This is a genomic window from Lysinibacillus sp. FSL P4-0201 (assembly GCF_038593425.1).
Taxonomy (GTDB): Bacteria; Bacillota; Bacilli; order Bacillales_A; family Planococcaceae; genus Lysinibacillus; species Lysinibacillus capsici.
Genome location: NZ_CP151995.1, coordinates 2,963,855 through 2,984,407 on the forward strand (window position 1 = coordinate 2,963,855; position 20,553 = coordinate 2,984,407).

Genomic DNA, 20,553 nt, shown 5'->3' on the forward strand with positions numbered 1-20,553 from the left:
ATTTATCACCTCAGATTCCTAATTGCTTCTTAATTTTGCTTACATAACGCCTAGAAGCGTATGTTTTCGTGCCATTCTTCAATTCAACTCCGATTGTACCTGTTCTACTAATGTCCATATGCTTGATCATGTAGCGATTGACTATTTCAGCATTTGAAATACGGAGAAACATTTGAGGATTGAGCTTTTCCTCCAGCTCATAAAGACGCAAACGTACCGTATAAACACCGTGAATGCTTTGGACACAGACCTTTTTTTGCTCTGTATAAATACGCACGATCTCCTTACTATCGATCAATTCAACGCCTTTATGGGAGAAAGCTAATAAAGTGCTTTCCGCTGACGTAGTAATAATTTGCATAAGATGCTCAATGTCATCAGTCATTTTATCTGTGAGAATGATTACTTTGGGTTCTTTATATGTAGGGTCAATCGATATTTCCACCTTCATATGATCACTGTCCTTTCTACGCCTCACTATAAATTTTTCCATACATGTTGTAAATGGATTATCGACAACTGGTCGTTATCAAGGAATAAGTGGTAATCTATAAGATTCTGGCGAACAATAAAAACACCCTTTAGATAGGTCTATTCAAAGGGTCAAACGTACAATTTGGCTTACTTAGAATCTTTTTTTACTTACGTAAAAACACCCATCATATTCAGGAGCTTTTAAAATATTGGAGGTAAGCTCTAATGATTGATTGTTTTGAAACACCAACTAATTTTGACAAATCCTTCTGCGATTTCTGCAATTCACAAATTTTATTTTTCAAACATCTACAGATAAATAAACCTTGCTAAAAATGTACATAGAAAAAAACGTATTTTGAATGGCTCAAAACACGTTTTTCTGTGAATTATTTACTTAGGATATTGATAATCTTCTGTTGCGCATCCACTGCCTCAGGGATTGGCATCACAACAAACACATGATTCATCTTAGGATAAACAAAGGTATTGATTGCAACGCCTTGTTCTGTTAACTTCTCATCAAACTGTATTGCATCTGGATATAAGCTTTCGTGGGACCCAATAAAATGAGTAATCTTGCCAACTCCTTGAAAATCGCCGTAAATTGGACTAATTATTGGATCCTTTAGAGCTTTATCAGCTGCCCATATTTTTGTTATGACTTCCATTCCTTCACTAGCTAACATGGGATCGTTTTCTTCATATTCCTGAATAAGTGGATTTTCTAAACTCATATCAACACATGCCGACAATAACATAATATCTTGTGGTTGAGGCAGACCGTTTCGCTTCAACAGTTGAATTAGACCAAGTGCTATATTTCCACCTGCTGAATCTCCTATAATGGTTAATTGATTGGAGCTTTCAATAGATGCTAGAATCTCTTTATATAAGCTGAGCATCTTTGGGTACGTATCTTGATAGCTAAAATGAGGGACTTTTGGATAGATAGGCGCAATAACTTTTGCATTTAAGGCTTGTGCCATTTTATCCATGAACAACCAGTGTAAATTTAAAGGTTGATTCGTCCAAGCTCCACCATGAATATAAAGAATCACCATTTGTGATGAAGACTTTTGGTCATTTAAAATAAAAACCTGCATATCCTCGAATGTTTGCTCCTTCAAAGCGCTTAAAAGATTGACATCCTCCCCAATCACATAGGGGTGAATATTTTCTGTTCCTCTTTGCTTAATAAATTGTTGAGCATTTTCAATACTAGAAAAGCTCTTTTTATTACTTTGTGAAAACAATAATTTTTCAAATTGCACACTCTCTACAGATCGTTCTCCATTAAAAATTTCTATACTCATGTTTTTCTCTCCTTTTATTGTCATTTCTGTTTCCAAACATGTAATGATTAATAAAGTGATGTGCCAAACCACTAAAACTGAGTATCGACAATAGTAAAATGCATCTTTTTAGCGAACTTTATTTTAATTCCACATTTTGAAGAATACTCCTTCTAAAATCTATCATCAAATAAAAAGACCTTCCTGTTGTAATCCCTAAATGTAAAGAGCATTGATTGTGCTGTATATAAAAAGCTGCCATTTTGAAACAAAATGACAGCTTTCATGTTGTTGAAAAAAGATGATGTCAACAGCAGAAAAAGTAACTTTGCAAGGTGAGAGGTTGATTTCCGTTCCGCTAGCGTCCTTTCCAGGGGGCGTCCGATGAGCCGCTTCACTCACTTCCGTTCGCTGCAGGGTCTCATCTGTGACACTATGAACTGCACCCAAAATATTGGACTTAAAAAATCTAATACAGGGGGTGCAGTTAGTGATTTCTGATGAACAAAAGTTAGCCGCAGTTCTAGCTTACATTGAAGAAAAGGAAAGTACGTATCAGATTGCCAATAGATTACAGAGGGATCGACAGTACGTTCGATTATGGATTGAATTATATCGATACCATGGCATTGAAGGAATTATTCGTCCTCAAGGGTTCACGAATTACGAAGATTCTTTTAAAATAAAAGTAATTCAACACCTGATAGAGACGGGCGATTCGCTCCTTCAGACTGCTGCGAAGTTTAATATTCCTTCTCGTGAAACCATTCGGAGATGGAAAAAACAGTGGATGTCCAAGGCTGGAAAGGTGCTCTATCAAATAGAAAAGGAGCACCAATCAATGCCAAAAAAACAACCACCTTCGTCCGATTTAAATGAAAAAACAACGGAAGAGTTAAAAGCGGAAATTGAGTATTTACGGATGGAAAATGCCTATTTAAAAAAGTTGAAAGCCTTAGTTCAAGAAAAGGAAGCATTCAAACCGAAGAAAAAATGAGAGCTGTGTATGAGCTAAGGCTGGAATTTCCACTTCAAGCTCTATTAAAAGTGGCAAAAATCAAGAAAAGTACGTATTATTATCATCTTCAAAAATGGGTAAAACCAGATAAATATCAGGCGATCAAAGAACGAATCCAGACACTTTTTCATCACCATAAGGGGCGTTATGGCTATCGTCGTATTTGTCTTGCCCTCCGAAATGAAGGTTTTTTCATCAACCATAAAACGGTACAACGATTGATGCAAGAATTGGGCTTAAAAGGGACGGTACGCCCTAAAAAATACCGTTCGTATAAAGGGACAGTCGGCTATGTCGCAGAGAATGTCATCCAACGTGATTTTGAAGCCACTGCATCCAATCAGAAATGGGTAACCGATGTCACAGAGTTTAAAATAAACGGTCAAAAAATCTATGTATCGGCTGTATTAGATTTATTCAATCGAGAAATCGTTGGATATGAGGTATCAAAATCACCTAATTTTGAGTTAGTTCAACAGTCTTTTAAAAAGGCGTTTACGTATACAAAGTTATCGAAAAAGAGTGGCTTAATCATTCATTCTGATCAAGGATGGTTATATCAAATACCCCGTTTTAAAGCGTTATTAATAACGCATGAAATCAAGCAAAGTATGTCACGGAAAGGAAATTGTTTAGATAATGCCGTAATAGAAAGCTTTTTTGGTATTCTGAAATCAGAATTTCTGTACACAACTACGTTTAAAAACTATGTAGAATTTACAAAAGCATTAGCAGATTATATTTACTATTACAATCATGAGCGGATTAAAAGAAAACTCAACGGAAAAAGTCCCGTTGAGTATCGAAAAGCTTCGTAAAAAAGTTTATATTTTTGGGGTCAGATCACTAAATCCCCTAGGAGTGACGCTGGCTCCACTCCAATCAACTATTCTGCAAAATGTCTTTACTTTTTTCATAGTAGTGGAGCGATCAAATCGCCCATTATCTATATTCTTAGAGGGTTATTTTCAATGTGGAGATGTGATGCTTGACAACACCACTTCATAAAGAGTAGTGAACACCTTCAATTTACTAAAAAACTTTCTCTAAAAAGGTAACACTTTGGTGGGTTAGAGTGGAAGGCTACTTGACTCCCGTGGGATAGAGAGACAGGCGAGCCACTAAACGGAGCGGTAGTGGAGGAAGCGGCTTGGCGGTCGCCCACAGGAAAGCAAGTAGCTTGCAACGAAATCCATTTCTACCTTTCAATTGACTGTTTTATTTTTCAACACTAAGAAAGCTGCCTTTTTGAAACAAAATGACAGCTTTCGATTAGGTATCTGTTCCCTCAAACCTACCGCTATATTATTGGAGGTGGATTTGATAATGACGAGTAACTATACCTATCCCATTTTCTAACCTCTTCCACTCTATGAATGGGGCTAATCAATTTTGTCTTGCTAACATGTAGATAGTTAAGATTAATTATCCTGAAATAATTCATCTACTTCTTTTGATAAAATTTCTACCTCATCTTCTAAATTTGGAAATAGGGCTTGATTTGCCTTTTCATCTATTGCTTTATGTTTTTGCTTGTCTATTATGTGGAGCTCCATCATTCAGAGGTAGCTATACAAAAGCGACACGTATGTATTCCTCGTTCTTTAAGCTTTCAAGGTGATGCAATTCAAGGTCATCCATCGTAATACGACGGATTTTTAATTTTTTATCATAATCCCCTGCCCAGAACCTAATTAATTCAGCACCTTGCTCTGGTTGTATATGTTCCTTCAAATAACTTAAAAAATCTTCTAAAAATTGAGGACCCCAATTTCCCTCGATGCCGTATACAAAGGGTTTTTCATTATAAAGCCCTAAGTCGTAAGGTGGATTATTCCATTCGAATATATTCAAATTTTCAAAAGCTGATTCATCTGCTGCATGTAAAACTCGTGCATCATCATCCATCAAATGCCACGACTGTGTTGGTGTACTCTCTGTAATTGGATATAATTTTTTTAATTCTCTTACTGTTATTTCAGCAATTCCTGTACAATCAACTGTTTGTAAAGCACTGTTCGCCACTAGGACAGAATATAACGTCATATGCTTGTCTCCTTAAGCTTTATTCTAATATTCGCTTCATAATGTTCTTCATTTAGTCTCACTACTTCAAGTTCTTTTTTATTGTCATTCAATTTTAATGCTAAACTTTGAATGCCAAAGAATTCTGTGAAGGTATGGCTTCCAATGATAAGATTTATTCCTATAAATTGAGCATATTGAATTGTATATAAATTACATTCTCCTGTAATGTATACATCACATTTATTTTCAACCGCTTCCTTCAGGTAAGCTGTTGTGCCTCCATTTCCACAGACTAAGCCTACTCGATTCACCATTTTGTCATTGAACTGCCAAAATCTAACGGGTTCTTCAAGTAAAAATTCAAGTTTTGTTACGAAATCTTTAAATTCAATTTCTTTCTCATATTGAGCAATTCTACCGAAGAATAGTCCTTCCCATTCATGGGTTCTTTTAATAATCTCTAAATTCAATTTTTTTATTAAGCTATCATTTGTGCCAAAGTTACAGTCATCAAGTGGTAAGTGATTATAGTAATGGCTTATACCATACGCTGCTAGTTTTTCAGTGCATGCCTCTTTTAATCCATAGATTTCATCCCATGCATCATGGTGTGTTATCATCATGTCCACTCCATGAATTCTTGCTTCCTCTATCGTTTCAAGCGTTAGGTTAACACAGTATCCTATTATCTTCACCTCTTTATCTGCATGGTATGTAACCCCAGATTCATTAGCATAGATTTCCTTATTTGTTACATTAAACAGTTCATCAATTCTTTCAACTATTTGTGAAACATCCATACTTCCATCCCCCCTCAACATCTATTCTCGATTTAACACTTCGTACCCAAATTACTAGGAATTTATTTCCATTTATACAAAAATACCCCTTTAGATTATCTTATCTAAAGGGGTAAAAAGTTACAACTGTTATTAAATCTAATTTATAGACCGCATTTCAACTGTGCGCCACAGTTTGTACATGTATTACAGCCGCCCATTTCTTCGACTGTGCCTTTACGGCATACTGGGCATGTATTCCCAACGTCTGAGCCAATAACAGTTGTTGACTCTAACGCTTGAATCGTATCTACTAATACGACTGGACGTTTTGTATGTTCTTCAACCAATTCCTCTTCAAATGAAAGTTGATCCATATCATTTTCTTCTGCTTTTAGTGTAAGTACTTGTGAATCACGGCTACCGTCAACATAAACCGTACCACCCTTAGCGCCACCTTTATATAGTCGCTCGTACACTTTTTCAACTTGCTGTACTGTATAGCCTTTTGGTGCGTTTACAGTTTTAGAAATAGATGAATCGATCCATTTTTGAATAATACATTGCACATCCGCATGCGCTTCTGGTTTTAGCTCCATTGCTGTAACGAACCATTCTGGAAGCTCTTGCTCATTTACTTCTGGATGACGGTTCAGATATTCTTGGACAATTTCAGCTTTTACTTCAATGAATTTACCTAGACGACCAGAACGATAGTACGTGAAGGAGAAGTATGGCTCAAGACCTGTTGCTACCCCTACCATTGTTCCTGTTGACCCTGTTGGTGCAACCGTTAATAAATGTGAGTTACGGATTCCAGTCGCTAAGATTTGCTCTTTGATATGAGCAGGCATTTTTTGCATAAAGCCTGTCTCTGTAAAGGCTTTACGTAAACGAGCTGTTTCTTCGTCTGTAGCACCTACTAAGAATGGGAAGCTACCACGCTCTTTCGCAAGCTCTGTAGACGCCTCATACGCAGTTTCAGCGATTGTTTTAAAGATTTCATCGACTAACGCATTACCTGCTTCTGAACCGTATTCTTTTTCACAGTAAATCAGCAAATCGGCTAAGCCCATAACGCCTAATCCGACACGACGTTCACCAAGAGCTTGTACACGGTTTTCTTCTAAGAAGTAAGGTGTCGCATCAATCACATTATCCTGCATACGAACACCAACACGAACTGTTTCACGTAGTGCTTCGTAATCAACTGATTGATTTTCTTTATTCGCAAACTGTGCTAAATTCACAGCAGCTAAGTTACACACAGAATATGGTGCAAGTGGTTGCTCGCCACATGGGTTCGTCGCTACAACACTTTGACCGTATGCCTTTGCATTTGTCATGTCATTGGCGTTGTCAATGAAGAAAATACCTGGCTCTGCTGAGTATGTTGCACATACATTAATTAAATTCCATAACTCTTTTGCTTTAATTGTACGGTATGTGCGGACTTTATAGCCCATTTTCTCCCATTCACGAACATCACCAACTTCATGCCATTTCGTGTTGTAAACGCTCATTTCTTCCTTTGTATATTCTTCAACAGCTGGGAAACGAAGCTCGAAGTCAGCATCTTTTTCAACTGCTTCCATAAATTCTTTTGTTAATGTCACAGAAATGTTGGCACCTGTTAAAAACTCTGGGTTATGAACAGTGTACGTGCCACCATCACGTAATTTATTTTCAGCCTCACGAATGATAGCTGTATCAAATCCACCTAAGCCTTCAATGTTTTTATAATTCACGATGCCTTGATACATCGCTTCTTCTTGCATAGAAAGTGGCTTGAAGTTTAATTTTTCTTTGGCTAGACGGATGATTGTTTCATCCGTTGTATTTTCGATCAGGTAACGCAGAATACGTGGATTTTGCATTTTGGAAATAATAAACTCCACAATATCTGGATGCCAATCTGCTAGCATAATCATTTGTGCGCCACGACGTGATCCACCTTGCTCCACAAGATGTGTCAATTTAGCAATATCATCTAACCAGGAAACAGAACCAGATGATTTACCGTTTACACCACGAGCTAATGTGTTGCGTGGACGTAATGTTGAACCATTTGTTCCTACACCGCCACCACGGCTCATAATCTCCATTACTTGCTTACGGTGATCACTGATACCTTCACGAGAGTCAGCGACAAATGGCATCACGTAACAGTTAAAGAAAGTTACATCTGTTTCAGAACCAGCTCCATAAATCACTCGTCCAGCTGGAATGAATTTCAAGGATACTAATTGCTCATAAAATTTTTCAAACCATTCTTGACGTTTTTCTGGTGTTTTTTCAACAGCGGCAAGGCCCGTTGCATTTCGTTTTGCAATTTGTTCATAAAATATCTCAAGAGGCTTTTCTAACACGTCAATTGAACGCGTAATCACACCCGTTTCTTGCTCTTGCGGATCGTCTAATGCGCTACGATAATCCTCTTCAATCAAAATCTCTGCTGTTTTTGTAGACATGTCCAATTTTTGAATTGTCCCTAAACCACGTGCAGGAAATTTCGGATCAGCTTTTACCGTTAATACAACAAAGTCGCCGGCTTTCAATGTTTTCTTTTCTGTGTCTTTAAACGAATAGCGATCGATCATGACAAGTCTTGATACACCTTTGTGTGTAATATGCATATCAGATGTTACGGGGTGTACCTGCGGGAATTGTTCAATATCTTTGTTTAACTGTTCAAATTGATTGTTTACTTCGGGTTGATGATTTGTGAGTACCATCGTTTAGCCTCCCTTGTTTTCTTCATTACAAAATAAATACACAATATCTTGTGTCGTTAAACACTACATATTGTGTATATGTCTTTAAAAAAGATACTATATATAGTTTTTTAATTCAACTCTTGCTTTTTTTAATAGATTCAGAACTACTTGTTATGACTAGGATTGAACGTTAAAAAATATTTTTTTCATACCATTTTTTACTTTTTAAAGTTCCACTCATCTGAAGCATATTTTTTTTCTTCTAAAGCTTGGACATATTCTAATTGCTCCTCAGAAAGTGTAAATGGTTTTAATTCAATTTGCAACGATTTTGCAAAGCCATCTCTAAAAGCTGTCACACATTGTTCAACTGTCACTGGCTCTTTTACAAGACTGTTGATGGCAACAGCCTTTTCTGGTAGCTTTCTACGCATACGATTCTTCGCTTCTTCACTGGAGAAATTAAATACGGATAATAATTTCTCTTGATCCAAATCTAATAAAATGGCGCCATGCTGTAAAATGACACCCTTTTGACGTGTTTGAGCACTTCCAGCTATTTTTTTCCCTTCTACGACAAGTTCATACCAACTTGGTGCATCAAAGCAAACAGCACTTTTTGGACTCTTCAGGTCCGCTCTTTTCTCCTCTGTATCAGGTACACTAAAATAGGCATCCATACCTAGGTTATGGAAACCTTGCAAGATTCCCTCACTTAACACACGATATGCCTCTGTCACAGATTCTGGCATATTCGGATAGCTTTCCGTCACAATAACACTATAAGTTAGCTCATGTTCATGTAGGACAGCTCGTCCACCAGTTGGTCGACGTACAAAACCTAAGCCTTGTTCACGCACAGCATCTAAATTAATATCTCTTTTAGCTTGTTGAAAATAACCAATGGATAATGTCGCAGGCTCCCACTCGTAGAAACGAATTACTGGTGGAATTAACCCCTCACTATGCCAATCAAGTAAGGCTTCATCTAGTGCCATATTAAAAGAAGGACTACATTTCCCTGAATTTAAAAAATACCAAGTTGTCATATGCTCATCTCCTACAAATATAAAATGATCCATCAGGCCCCACCTGTGGGTCAACTTTAACGAATATTATACTACAGTTCAAATTGCGAACGATTGCTTGTGTAACGAAAAAAGTGATTTCGCTACAACCTAGTTAATTTTATCAAACTCATTGGACTATCGCTAGCGCATCTTTTATAATAATAGAGAAGATAGAAAGGGGTAAGAAAATCTTGGACATACTTATCACAATCGGTGTCGTTTTAGTAGTCACAATTGCATATATCGGAATTAATGCACTACGACTCAAAAAAGCCGTAACCAACCTAACACAAGAGCAATTCATAGAAGGCTATCGTAAAGCCCAGCTGATCGATGTTCGTGAGCAAAAAGAATTTGATGCTGGTCACATTCTTGGTGCACGAAATGTGCCTTCGACAACACTACGTCAACGTTATAAAGAAATCCGCCCAGATTTACCAGTATATCTATACTGTCAAAATACAGGCCGTAGCTCACGTGCTGCACTATTTCTTAAAAAACGTGGGTACAACCAAATTTACCAACTTCAAGGTGGTTTCAAAACTTGGACAGGTAAAATAAAAGCAAAAAAATATTAATACTCTCATCAAAAAAAGTCGTCTCAAAGTACTATGAGACGACTTCTTTTTTAAAAAATTCAGAGTTTCTACTATATTATATCTATTTCAAATGATGCTGTACAAGCTTCATGTCATTAAAATAAAAAAGAAAAGCAACAAAACGCATTATAGTCCCCTTATTTGATACAAAATCTACTTTGAAAGAGTTCGCTACTTAGTCGGGGCCTCATAAAAATGAGCGCTTTGATGTCTTTTTGGAGCGGTTTTCACTTATGTTTGAGCACTTCGAAAGCTACGTTGAGCAATCTTCCAATAAACCACCTCATATTTAAAAACTCCTTCACGAAACACTTTGTATGACCAAAAATACTATTTTTCGTTAGAGATATGCCAGTTACGAACCCTATTCTTCTATTTTTCTGAAAATAGTTAAAATTTATTGTTGAATAATTTTAGAAGCACTGTTAGGATGTATAATATCTTACAATAATAATTGATTATCAAGTTAATAAGCTATGAATGCTATGGATCAAACTATAGCAGGAGCAGTTCTGGAGAGAGCGCACATTGCGTCGCCGAAGGGTTCACTATCTCAGGCAAAAGGACAGAGGAGTAATACAGCTTTTATAAGCGATGCTACACTATTTCATGTAGACATCTGCGAATAAATGGTATTTGTTATTCTGACGTTTTTCCGAGACTAGTGTCACAACTAGTCTCTTTTTATTTTTCCAGTCATAGTTTTTTATGCATCTTTGAGGGGGATTAACGTGGAACAGCAACAATTAAAACGAGATTTAAAAAATCGCCATGTACAGCTTATTGCCATTGGTGGAACAATTGGGACTGGTTTATTTTTAGGCTCTGGAAAAGCTATTGCCTTAGCAGGGCCTTCGATCATCCTAGCCTACTTAATTGTAGGGACAGCGCTATTTTTTGTGATGCGTGCCTTAGGTGAATTGTTACTATCCAATGCAGGCTACACTTCATTTACGGATTTTGCATCCGAATACATAGGGCCTTGGGCAGGTTATATCACAGGTTGGACATACTGGTTCTGTTGGATTATGACGGCGATGGCAGACATTATTGCGGTGGGGGTTTATACACAATATTGGTTTGATATCCCACAATGGGTGCCAGCCATTGGTTGCCTCGTATTGTTATTACTACTAAATCTATTAACTGTTAAGCTTTTTGGTGAGCTAGAATTTTGGTTCGCTATTATTAAAGTTATTACAATTGTAGCACTTATTATTATTGGTCTTATTATGCTAGTAACTGGCTTCCAAACTAGCTCAGGAGCAGTATCTGTTGAAAACCTGTGGGCACATGGAGGCTTGTTCCCAAATGGAATATACGGCTTTTTAATGGCCTTCCAAATGGTTGTCTTTGCATTTGTTGGTGTGGAATTAGTGGGGGTTTCAGCAGCTGAAACAGCAGATCCTCAAAAAAATATTCCTTCTGCCATTAATAAAATTCCATTTCGCATTTTACTTTTCTATGTAGGGGCATTATTTGTTATTTTATGTATTAACCCATGGTATGAAATGTCTGCTTCAAGCAGTCCCTTTGTCCAAGTGTTTACATTAGCAGGTATCCCGATTGCTGCTGGTATTATAAATTTTGTTGTGCTTACATCAGCGGCTTCAGCAGGTAACAGTGGGTTATTCTCCACAAGTCGGATGCTCTATAATCTTGGTAACAATAAACAGGCATCTCCAGCATTCGCCAAACTCAACAAAAACAGTGTACCAAGTAATGCACTCGTTATTTCTACTATTGTTGTATCAGCTGGTGCTCTGTTAAGTAAATTGATGCCAGAGAACGCCTTTAGTGTTGTGACGACGATTAGTGCAATTTGTTTTATATGGGTGTGGAGCATTATCATCATTTCGCACATTATCTACAAACGAAAAAAACGTGCTTTACATGAAGCTTCAATCTTCAAAGCACCACTGACACCTTTTATCAACTACGTCGTGCTTGCGTTTTTCGCCTTTTTATTAATGGTGATGTTTATTTCTGAGGCTACGCGTACGGCACTGCTGTTAACACCAATTTGGTTTATCGTTTTATTTATTATTTATAAAATGAAAAAAAGATGACTTCAGACTAAGCGCTGAAATCATCTTCCACTTATTAAAAAATAGTCATATCCCATTCTGTTGCTAGCTGTTTCAGCAACTGTACACCTGCCACACTGTTTCCTATTGGATCAATCGCTGGTCCGTAAATTCCGATACCACAGCCAGTAGGAAACGGCGAGTGTAGGCCTGCATGTCCTGGAACAGCCGCAAGAATCGCACCTGATACACCACTTTTGGCAGGGAGACCAATAAATGCCGCAAACTTCCCTGAGGCATTGTACATACCACACGTTACCATCAAAGCCTTCGCTAATTTTGCCACTTGTTTTGGGAATAGCTGTTTCTTTAACAGTGGGTGATAGCCATCATTCGCAATAACTAGGCCAATCATGGCTAAATCTGATACATTGACTTCAATTGCACATTGCTTCAAATAAACCTCAAGTGCCGCCTCTACTGGACAATCTAAAAACCCTGAATCCATTAAGTAATAGGCCAATGCTCGATTACGATTAGCCGTTTGCCACTCTGACTGGAATACTTCTTCATTGATACTCAATTGCTTGCCTATGATTTGTTCTAAAAATTGTAGAATCTTTGTGACCTTCTCTTGTGGAGAATGACCAGCCAACATGGAGGATACCGTAATAGCCCCAGCATTAATCATCGGGTTAAAGGGTTTACCTGGCTGATGACTTTCTAAGCGAATAATTGAGTTAAAGGTATCTCCTGTTGGCTCAACATCTACTCTTTCTAAAACATATGGTAAGCCTCGATCCATACAGGCTAAAATAAAGGTAATAACCTTGGAAACGCTTTGCAGGGTAAATAGTTCTTCGGTATCTCCCGCTTTGATTTCGTGGCCTTCAGTCCCAACAATCGCAACAGCTAATTGATTAGGATCTTTTTTGGCTAAAGCAGGGATATAATTAGCACATTGCCCTTCTTTGGTAGCTGCACGATACTGTGATACCCACTGTGCTAGAAGATGATGCTGATGATTGGGTTGTGTTGACATGTCGCGTTCTCCTTTCAAAATGAGGCAAAAACAGAGCCTTCATAGTTCTCCTATGAAGACTCTATCCTGTTAGCGCTTAGGTGGCTGTGTTCCCTCTGGAATTAAAGATTGATATGTTTCACCATCTAGACGTTCTTGCCATTCCTTTTTCGCTTTTTCAATGTATAGAGGATTATCCAGCAACGCTAAGGCTGTACAAGCCATAATTTTAGCAGCCTGTAGCATCCCTTTATGCGCTATTGGGGTCACTCCCTGAGACACTACCTGCCATGTATGTAATGGTGTCCCTAATGCCATGCATACAGTTGTACACTGTACGGTTGGTACGTTCCAGCTAACATCTCCAACATCTGTAGAGCCACCCATAATAAATTCAGGTAGCATGCCTGGAACATGATCAGCAATCACTTTTCCTTGTAATAGCTTGGCATCTTCTTTACGTAAGCCTACTAATGAAGCTGCTTGTACTTCTGGTGTAAACGTATTGAAAATAGCCTGCGCATACTGTTCATCCTCTATTGTATAGTCTGGCATACCAATTTCAAGTATTTGTTGATACATCACATCATAAAGTGTTTTATTTGTAATAAGATTCGAAGCAGCACCTTCAAACTCGATGTCCACTGACGTCCCTGTCATCATTGTGGCACCCTTTGCAATGTTCTCAACGCGTTGATAAATTTCCTGTACTTGCTGCTTTTTAGGTGCCCTAACTAGATACGTTACCTCTGCATATGGTTGAACTACATTTGGCGAAGTTCCACCAGAATTAGTAATGGCATAATGCACACGCGCTTCTGGAATGATGTGTTCTCGTAAGTAGTTTACCCCAACATTCATAAGCTCAACAGCATCTAAAGCACTTCGTCCAAGATGTGGTGCAGCTGCGGCATGAGCACTTTTGCCCGTAAACTTAAACGTTGCGGCATAGTTTGCTAGAGAACTACACGTCATCACAGTCGAAAACGTACCTGGATGCCAAGAGATCGCGATATCAACATCATCAAAAAGGCCAGCCTTTGCCATATAAGCTTTACCAGATCCATTCTCCTCTGCAGGGCAACCGTAAAAACGGATTGTTGCTGACTGATGATTTTGCTCTAAATAATCCTTTACAGCAACAGCAGCTGCGAATGCGCCAGTACCTAATAAGTTATGACCACAGCCATGTCCGCTTCCACCATCCACAAGAGGCTCATGTTGTGTCGCCCCACCTTTTTGACTCAAGCCTGGAAGCGCATCATATTCACCTAAAAAGGCAATTACAGGCTTGCCAGAACCATAAGTTCCAACAAGCGCTGTGTCAAGACCCGCAACACCGACTTGTGTTTGAAAACCCTCTTTTTCTAGTGCCTGTTTCATATATTCCATCGATTTCTTTTCTTGAAAATGAAGCTCGGGTACAGCCCAAATCGCATCGCTTAATGCTACTGTAGCTTGCTGTTTTGCTTCAATTAACATTGAAATTTTCTCATGATAACTCATATTTGTCCCTCCAATTTCATTATGCTTTTAACAATGTTCCTTTTTGGTCGTTTAGTGTGACAAGCGACACAATACAGATAAGCGCAAAGCCAATTAACATCCAAAAGGCTGCATCAAAGGAGCCATTAAAGGCATCCACCATAAATCCAATTGCCATCGGTGTAACAAACCCTGCTAATTGTCCCCCTGTATTGGCAATTCCCATTGCAGAACCTGTAATAGAAGAAGGTAATTTCTTGAGTACAATAACAGGTAGTAATGTAATGACAAACGCAATAAATATCGAAACGACTGTTTGGTAACCAATAAATAACGTCACTGTTTTGGCAGTAAACATTAAATACAATAAAAGACCAATGACTGCGCAGGAGATGGAGCCTAACACTTTCTCCATACCTTTTGGTAGCTTATCAGTGATATAGCCACTACCATATACACCAATTATCGTTGTAATGGCAGGTATTGTTTGCGCCCAACCAATGGACATTAAATCCAAGCCTCGATTTTTTTGAAGATATGTTGGAATCCAAGAAACTAATCCCCAGTTCACTGCATAAATACAAAAATAAGCAATGATTAAATTCCACATTAGGGGTGTTTTCAGTAACTCTTTAAAATTCACTTTGTTCGTAGTATTTTCTGTTCCCGCTGTAGCTGCCTCATCTTTCGGGAGTTGAATGTATTTCCAATATATAAAGGCAATTATTGCCCCTATTGCCCCAATGATGATAAACATCATGCGCCAGCCAATCGTTCCTAATAAATAAGCAGCTAGCAAAGGGACGATGAGTGAAACAATGCCACCAGAAGTAAGCATGATGGACATCGCTCTACCTCTTTCCTCTTTTGGGAAAATCGTAGCAATAATTTTAGAGCTTGATGGCTGAAAACCACCCTCACCAATGCCAAATAAGAAGCGAATCACAATCATTGCTGTTAAAGACCAAGCAATAGCCGTTAGGCCCGTAAAAATAGACCACATGATAACAGCCATTAATAAAACTCGTTTTGCGCCAAACTTATCGGCAAGCCAGCCACCTGGTATTTGCATTATGGCATAGCCTAAAAAGAAAGCGCTTAAAATAATACCCGTTGAAGATGCATCCAGGTGCAAATCCCCTGTAATCGAAACTACTGCGTAGTTCATAATATAGCGATCTAAATTCCCTAAAGACCAGCCTAAAAATAAAAGTGCAAGGATGACATTTCTAGATTTCTTCGTTATTTCATTTGTTGTCATTCATATCCCTCCCATATATAGAAATCCTCTCTTTATTGCCACCACTATTCTTGAATATGCTTGCCCCCTTGTCCGTAAATCCCCTTTTATATACCGACATTTTCGTTATATATTCGTATAATAATCAAAGTTCAACAAAAAGACAATATTTTTTTGAAAATTTCTAATAGATAATCGTCTTCGTAAATCCATATTATTTACCTAAATAACCGCTAAATTCATTAATTTATCAGTATTTAAGGCTTCAAAAAGCATAAAAAAATGTCCCACACCATTTATTGGTTTGGGACATTTTTGTTTTTAGACAAGTTGATACATTTTAATAGGTCTGCCTCGAGTATGCTGTAATTCTTCCCCACAAATTCTCGCTAAATCTACATTACATAAATCTGCTACGATTCGTTGGGCATTTCTCTCGCTCATTTGCAGTTGTGACGCCAAATCCTTTGTCGTAAAATGCTTCCAATGCATTTTTTGTACAAGTGCATGGATTTTCATATAGGTTTTAATACTAATATTCCCTTTTTTTAGTTTTTCTAAAATATAAGGGTCTTCTGCTCGGTAGGAATAGGATAGCTCTTCTACATTCCCTACCGATTCAATAATGGTGCCATCATCCTGTATCATCACGATGTCAATAGCCTCGTTTTCCTTCGTCTGTCTTAGTCCTCGGTGAGCATGTAACTCAGCATTGAACACTGTTTGAGCAAAGCCAATGCCTGCTGTCACCTTCGTCTCCATTTCAATCGACAACTGATACATTTTTTCCTGTAAAAATCGTATTTGCCCTTCAATCGCACCTCTTGTACTAAAGATCGTATATTTACCATTCCCCTCTTCAATAAGAGAGCCATCAATCTGTTCACAGAGCTGTAGTAGATTTTCCTTCGTACGCAATTCTAAATATTGAATACGATAGCCTTGCTTCATGCGCTCTTTTAATGAATCAAAGTCCTTAATTTCAAGCATGACTGCACCAATTTGTGTCTCTTTATAGTAGGACGTTTTGATCTTCTCTGTAAAAAGCTGAACTGTATGATAAATTTCTGTTTTTGTCGGGGAAACCCAATATGATGGAACTCCTCGCTTCTTCAGCTCTTCATCAACAGAGGGATAACAAGTAATCGCAAAATCAATTTTGCCCGCCTGCCAAAGACTATAGTGGAAATCAAATAGCTCTTGTGGATCAATAGCGACATCAAATTCCTTTAAATACATATGATGGACATTATGCTGAATCTCTGCAAGACTTTCTGAAGCCATTTGAGAAGGCGAAGGAATAATATCGATACTAACATTTTCTATAAACTTTTTTTGCTGATAGGATTGCTCTAAAAAACCCCGATAAATAGCCGCTTCGGAAAAAATAATATGGGTCAATTTATCTTTGGATACATTCGTTTGACTGGCAAGCTTATAAGGGATGTAACCAGAAAACAACCAGAAATCGACAGCCTGATTATGTGTCTCCACAAGATACTTTGTTTCTGTCGCCACTTCATATATATACGGAATAAATTCCATATCCTGTTCGATTTCTCGTGCTAAGGCAATAATTCTTTCAACGGATTGAATGGGACCAACAACACCTATTTTATACATCTTTTGTTCCTACCTTCTTTGTGAAACTACAATCTTTATGTAAAAAATTTCTTCCTTTGTTGTACATAGTATAGCGGACAATCAAATTACTAGACAAATCTTATGTATAAAGAAAAGCCTCGAAAACTGTTCGAGGCCATCTGGAAGTAACAATTATTGCTCGGTTGGATACATGTTTGTATAGAGTAACTCTAATCTTTTAGAGAGCTTTCCATAGGCTGTTTGCCATGCTTTACGTGCAGCATCATTACTGCTCCCTGCTGGTTCGTATATAGCATGCACCTCTTCAACCTTCTTCAAGTCAGCCTCTGCTTGTGTGAGCTTCGAATAATTTTTAACAACCTTCTTATCAGCATCACTCAGAGCATCATAGGCTTTACGGATTTCACTTACTTTCTCCTGTAAACCGTTGATATATTCACCTTTTACAAGAAGTGAATTGATGGATTCAATTAATGACAATGCATTTTCATTCGTTTGTTGTTGTCCTTTTTGCTTATCAATGATCAATTGTCTAGTTCCTGCATCAATCAGGCTCACTTGTTTAGATGTAAGCTTTTCATATGCCTTGATCACAGTGCTTGGATTTGAAGCAAAGGATTTCTCATAGGTCTTCATAAAGCTTTCCACTTTTTTCACGTCTGCAAGCGCAGTTTTTAAAATATCATAGTTCGTAATCAGTTTTTTCTCACTTGAACTAAGGCTACTATATTGTGTAGAAAGATTTTTAATACGTTCAATCGTTACGACATAGAGATTATTGGAAACAATTGTGGCAATATCATTATTTAGCTGTGTAATTTTCGATGCATTTTCATCTATATTTTGATTTTTTAATAAAGCTTCATATTGTTCTTTTGCTAAATGCTGCTGATTCGCAGGTAATTTCGCATAAGCTTTTTGCACTGTTTCAACTTTTTTAGCCTTTTTCGCAGCATCTGTTTCTTCTCTAGCAGTCTGTATTTTTTTATAGAATGATTTTACTCCTGTAATATCCTTATTTGCTGCTGTTAATAAATAATAATTTGTCACGTATTTTCTTGCAGCTGAAGACAATTTTTTATAGGAATCAGAAGCTGTATTAACAGCGGTTTCTAATTGATTGAATGAATATTTCGTAACATCCGCAAATTTGGCAATATCCGCCTTTAACGCCTCTGCTGCTGCTTTATCAGTAGGCACTTTACCATTGCCATCAACTGAAATCTTTGGCGTGTTTAGTAAAAATTCTTCAGCATTATATACAAGTGATTGCTGTAAATTTGTAAGATTATTATAAGCTTTTAAAGTACTTGTATAGCTTGAATTAAGTTTACTTTCCGTTACACCAGTTGTTGCAGATAATTTTTGATAGGCATCCATATCTTTAATTACTTTTTCAGCTGCTTTTAAATCTTTCTGTAAGGTAACAAGACTATCGTAGCCAATAATTTGTGCTGCCGAGGCTTTCGTTAAGCTCTTATATTCTTTGATCATTTGATTGACATTATTGACATGACTTTGCCATGAACCAGCAGACGGATTGAACGGATAAACATCATCGCTAATATAGCTATCTATAACATTATTTAAATTTATAATTTGGCTTTCTTCTGCACGTTCTGCTGTAGTCAAACGCTGCACATACACATCTGGCACTAATTTTAATTGTTTATACGTTAATTTTTCATAGGCTGTACGGATTGATTTAGCAGTCGTCACTTGTTTATTAGGCGTACTATTTGTAGCTAATTTATCAAATGATTTAATGAATTGCTCCACCTTTTTAATATCCGATTTAGCCTCAGACAAAATTGCTTGGTTTTGAACAGCGGCTCGGTAGCTTTGTGATAATTTCTCAATATCTGCTTCGATTGTCTTTACGCTCGCTTGTAAGGAATCAACATCCGAAGCTACATATTTCACAAGTGAATTCTCATAAGATAATAAATTAATAATAGCTTGATTGAGTTTTCTGACTTCTTTTATCTCTTCAAGATCATTTGGCTCGTTTAATAGATTTTTAATGCTCGTATATAGGGTCTCATCTACATCTAAGCTACGCTGTAACAGATCTAGCTTATTATAAGCCTCTTCTAGTTCCTTTATTTCTTTTTCATTACTAGTCTCTATTTTGCTCCATTTTTCATTTAACTTAGTTATTAATTCAACATCAGCAAGTGCTCGCTTTAAGACATCATAATTAGACACATTACCTTTAGCTACCGCTGATAAGGATTGATAGTTTTTTTCTAGTTCCGCAACTTTAGCACTAAATTCTGCTAAGCTTGATACATTGTATTTATTATCATTGACCAGTAAAGCTTTAATCTCTTTCGTTAAAGTATCAGTGGGTTGTTTAGAGACTGTGATGGTATCAGATAGTTTAGATTCCGCAAAAGAAAGACCCACTTTTGCTTTGACAGTAACAGCAATATTTTTAATATCCTTTTCAATGGCATCCTTCGGAATGGTATATGTACTACCTGCAGCTCCCTCTATGATAGTAAAGGAGTTATCGCCTAATTTATAAAACCATTGATAACTATATGTAATTTGATCACTTTGCAGTTTTGCACCATTCTTATCAGTTACAGTAATACCAGCCACTTTCACTGTTTCTCCAGGTGCTACAAAACCAGCGGATTGACCTTCTAACGTTGGAATGGTGATATCGAGCTCTAATGGCTGAATAGTGCGCGGTGCACTTTTAAATTTTTTACCGTCTGTCGTAGTTGCTTCCACAAAAATGCTTTTTCCAGCTGCTTCAACGGGCACTTTTAAGGAAATAGATGTTGCTCCAGAGATGGGCTTATTTGTTGAACCCTCTTCACCAGTAATTTCCTCTAGATAATACCATTGATAGGCATTGACGATTGTATCATTTGGTAATTTTTCTACTTTTAATGTTGCATTGACAATATTTTCTCCAGTGACTGAAACTGTTTCGGCCGCACCTGCTACAGTGGGAACGATAAGTGCAACAGGAATAGCTGCTGCTGTTAAAAATAATTTTTTATTCAAATCTATTGACCTCCTCAATCCTTCTCCTGAATTATATCGGTCATATGGCCATAATTTCCTTGAATATTAGGTAAATACTCTAAAAAGTGTATTTTTTCCTGATTTACTATTTACCAAATAATATTTTTTTGATAACGTTTTATCATTTTTGATTATAAATAAATACTTTTCAAA

General features: G+C 37.4%; 15 protein-coding genes and 1 riboswitch. Of the genes, 4 read left to right on the top strand and 11 right to left on the bottom strand.

Annotated elements, in window-relative coordinates:
* Positions 1-10 precede the first annotated feature (10 nt).
* Together MKY76_RS14930 and MKY76_RS14935 are read right to left on the bottom strand one after the other, a co-directional pair.
* Positions 11-451: a LytTR family DNA-binding domain-containing protein gene (locus MKY76_RS14930; protein ID WP_004231099.1), complete on the bottom strand. Its 441-nt coding sequence runs from the start codon at positions 449-451 to the stop codon at positions 11-13.
* 412 nt (positions 452-863) lie between these two features.
* Entirely contained in the window at positions 864-1,790 is a 927-nt protein-coding gene (locus tag MKY76_RS14935) for an alpha/beta hydrolase (protein WP_333879712.1), read from the bottom strand.
* Between the two features lie 469 nt (positions 1,791-2,259).
* Here MKY76_RS14935 and MKY76_RS14940 point away from each other — a divergent pair, with 469 nt between their 5' ends.
* Together MKY76_RS14940 and MKY76_RS14945 are read left to right on the top strand one after the other, a co-directional pair.
* Positions 2,260-2,766, top strand: a complete 507-nt coding sequence (locus tag MKY76_RS14940) for a helix-turn-helix domain-containing protein (protein WP_066038258.1) — start codon at positions 2,260-2,262, stop codon at positions 2,764-2,766.
* Complete coding sequence (locus MKY76_RS14945) at positions 2,763-3,605, top strand: IS3 family transposase (RefSeq protein ID WP_342556801.1); 843 nt, start codon at positions 2,763-2,765, stop codon at positions 3,603-3,605. The genes MKY76_RS14940 and MKY76_RS14945 overlap by 4 nt, the downstream gene beginning before the upstream one ends.
* Before the next feature lie 751 nt (positions 3,606-4,356).
* On the opposite strand, the gene MKY76_RS14950 is transcribed toward MKY76_RS14945, so the two are convergent.
* From MKY76_RS14950 to MKY76_RS14965, 4 genes are all read right to left on the bottom strand, one after another.
* On the bottom strand, positions 4,357-4,833 hold the full coding sequence (locus tag MKY76_RS14950; RefSeq protein WP_048392278.1) for a hypothetical protein: 477 nt from the start codon (positions 4,831-4,833) through the stop codon (positions 4,357-4,359).
* Entirely contained in the window at positions 4,830-5,615 is a 786-nt protein-coding gene (locus tag MKY76_RS14955) for a Nif3-like dinuclear metal center hexameric protein (RefSeq protein WP_342556802.1), read from the bottom strand. Before MKY76_RS14955 ends, MKY76_RS14950 begins: the two co-directional genes overlap by 4 nt.
* Before the next feature lie 143 nt (positions 5,616-5,758).
* Positions 5,759-8,329: a vitamin B12-dependent ribonucleotide reductase gene (locus tag MKY76_RS14960; RefSeq protein WP_048392276.1), complete on the bottom strand. Its 2,571-nt coding sequence runs from the start codon at positions 8,327-8,329 to the stop codon at positions 5,759-5,761.
* 200 nt (positions 8,330-8,529) lie between these two features.
* Positions 8,530-9,309, bottom strand: a complete 780-nt coding sequence (locus MKY76_RS14965) for a biotin/lipoate A/B protein ligase family protein (RefSeq protein ID WP_081010955.1) — start codon at positions 9,307-9,309, stop codon at positions 8,530-8,532.
* Positions 9,310-9,572: 263 nt separating this feature from the next.
* Between MKY76_RS14965 and MKY76_RS14970 the strand changes: the two genes are divergently transcribed.
* A complete protein-coding gene (locus MKY76_RS14970; RefSeq protein ID WP_004231073.1) occupies positions 9,573-9,959 on the top strand; it encodes a rhodanese-like domain-containing protein in 387 nt (128 codons plus the stop codon).
* A 523-nt stretch (positions 9,960-10,482) separates the two neighbouring features.
* Positions 10,483-10,559, top strand: a riboswitch (glycine riboswitch).
* A 152-nt stretch (positions 10,560-10,711) separates the two neighbouring features.
* Positions 10,712-12,049, top strand: coding sequence for an amino acid permease (locus MKY76_RS14975; protein ID WP_342556803.1), 1,338 nt, complete (start codon positions 10,712-10,714; stop codon positions 12,047-12,049).
* Positions 12,050-12,083: 34 nt separating this feature from the next.
* On the opposite strand, the gene MKY76_RS14980 is transcribed toward MKY76_RS14975, so the two are convergent.
* From MKY76_RS14980 to MKY76_RS15000, 5 genes are all read right to left on the bottom strand, one after another.
* Complete coding sequence (locus MKY76_RS14980) at positions 12,084-13,049, bottom strand: glutaminase (RefSeq protein WP_048392274.1); 966 nt, start codon at positions 13,047-13,049, stop codon at positions 12,084-12,086.
* Positions 13,050-13,118: 69 nt separating this feature from the next.
* Entirely contained in the window at positions 13,119-14,534 is a 1,416-nt protein-coding gene (locus MKY76_RS14985; protein ID WP_342556804.1) for a M20 family metallopeptidase, read from the bottom strand.
* 19 nt (positions 14,535-14,553) lie between these two features.
* Positions 14,554-15,774, bottom strand: a complete 1,221-nt coding sequence (locus tag MKY76_RS14990) for an MFS transporter (RefSeq protein WP_342556805.1) — start codon at positions 15,772-15,774, stop codon at positions 14,554-14,556.
* A gap of 300 nt (positions 15,775-16,074) precedes the next feature.
* Entirely contained in the window at positions 16,075-17,376 is a 1,302-nt protein-coding gene (locus MKY76_RS14995; protein WP_342556806.1) for a hypothetical protein, read from the bottom strand.
* Positions 17,377-17,529: 153 nt separating this feature from the next.
* Entirely contained in the window at positions 17,530-20,379 is a 2,850-nt protein-coding gene (locus MKY76_RS15000; RefSeq protein WP_342556807.1) for a hypothetical protein, read from the bottom strand.
* Between the last annotated feature and the right edge of the window lie 174 nt (positions 20,380-20,553).

Coding starts and splice junctions, on each gene's coding strand:
- MKY76_RS14985 (WP_342556804.1), bottom strand. CDS start 14,534: ATGAGTTATCATGAGAAAATTTCAATGTTAATTGAAGCAAAACAGCAA.
- MKY76_RS14955 (WP_342556802.1), bottom strand. CDS start 5,615: ATGGATGTTTCACAAATAGTTGAAAGAATTGATGAACTGTTTAATGTA.
- MKY76_RS14995 (WP_342556806.1), bottom strand. CDS start 17,376: ATGTATAAAATAGGTGTTGTTGGTCCCATTCAATCCGTTGAAAGAATT.
- MKY76_RS14930 (WP_004231099.1), bottom strand. CDS start 451: ATGAAGGTGGAAATATCGATTGACCCTACATATAAAGAACCCAAAGTA.
- MKY76_RS14990 (WP_342556805.1), bottom strand. CDS start 15,774: ATGACAACAAATGAAATAACGAAGAAATCTAGAAATGTCATCCTTGCA.
- MKY76_RS14960 (WP_048392276.1), bottom strand. CDS start 8,329: ATGGTACTCACAAATCATCAACCCGAAGTAAACAATCAATTTGAACAG.
- MKY76_RS14950 (WP_048392278.1), bottom strand. CDS start 4,833: ATGACGTTATATTCTGTCCTAGTGGCGAACAGTGCTTTACAAACAGTT.
- MKY76_RS14965 (WP_081010955.1), bottom strand. CDS start 9,309: ATGGCACTAGATGAAGCCTTACTTGATTGGCATAGTGAGGGGTTAATT.
- MKY76_RS14945 (WP_342556801.1), top strand. CDS start 2,763: ATGAGAGCTGTGTATGAGCTAAGGCTGGAATTTCCACTTCAAGCTCTA.
- MKY76_RS14980 (WP_048392274.1), bottom strand. CDS start 13,049: ATGTCAACACAACCCAATCATCAGCATCATCTTCTAGCACAGTGGGTA.
- MKY76_RS14935 (WP_333879712.1), bottom strand. CDS start 1,790: ATGAGTATAGAAATTTTTAATGGAGAACGATCTGTAGAGAGTGTGCAA.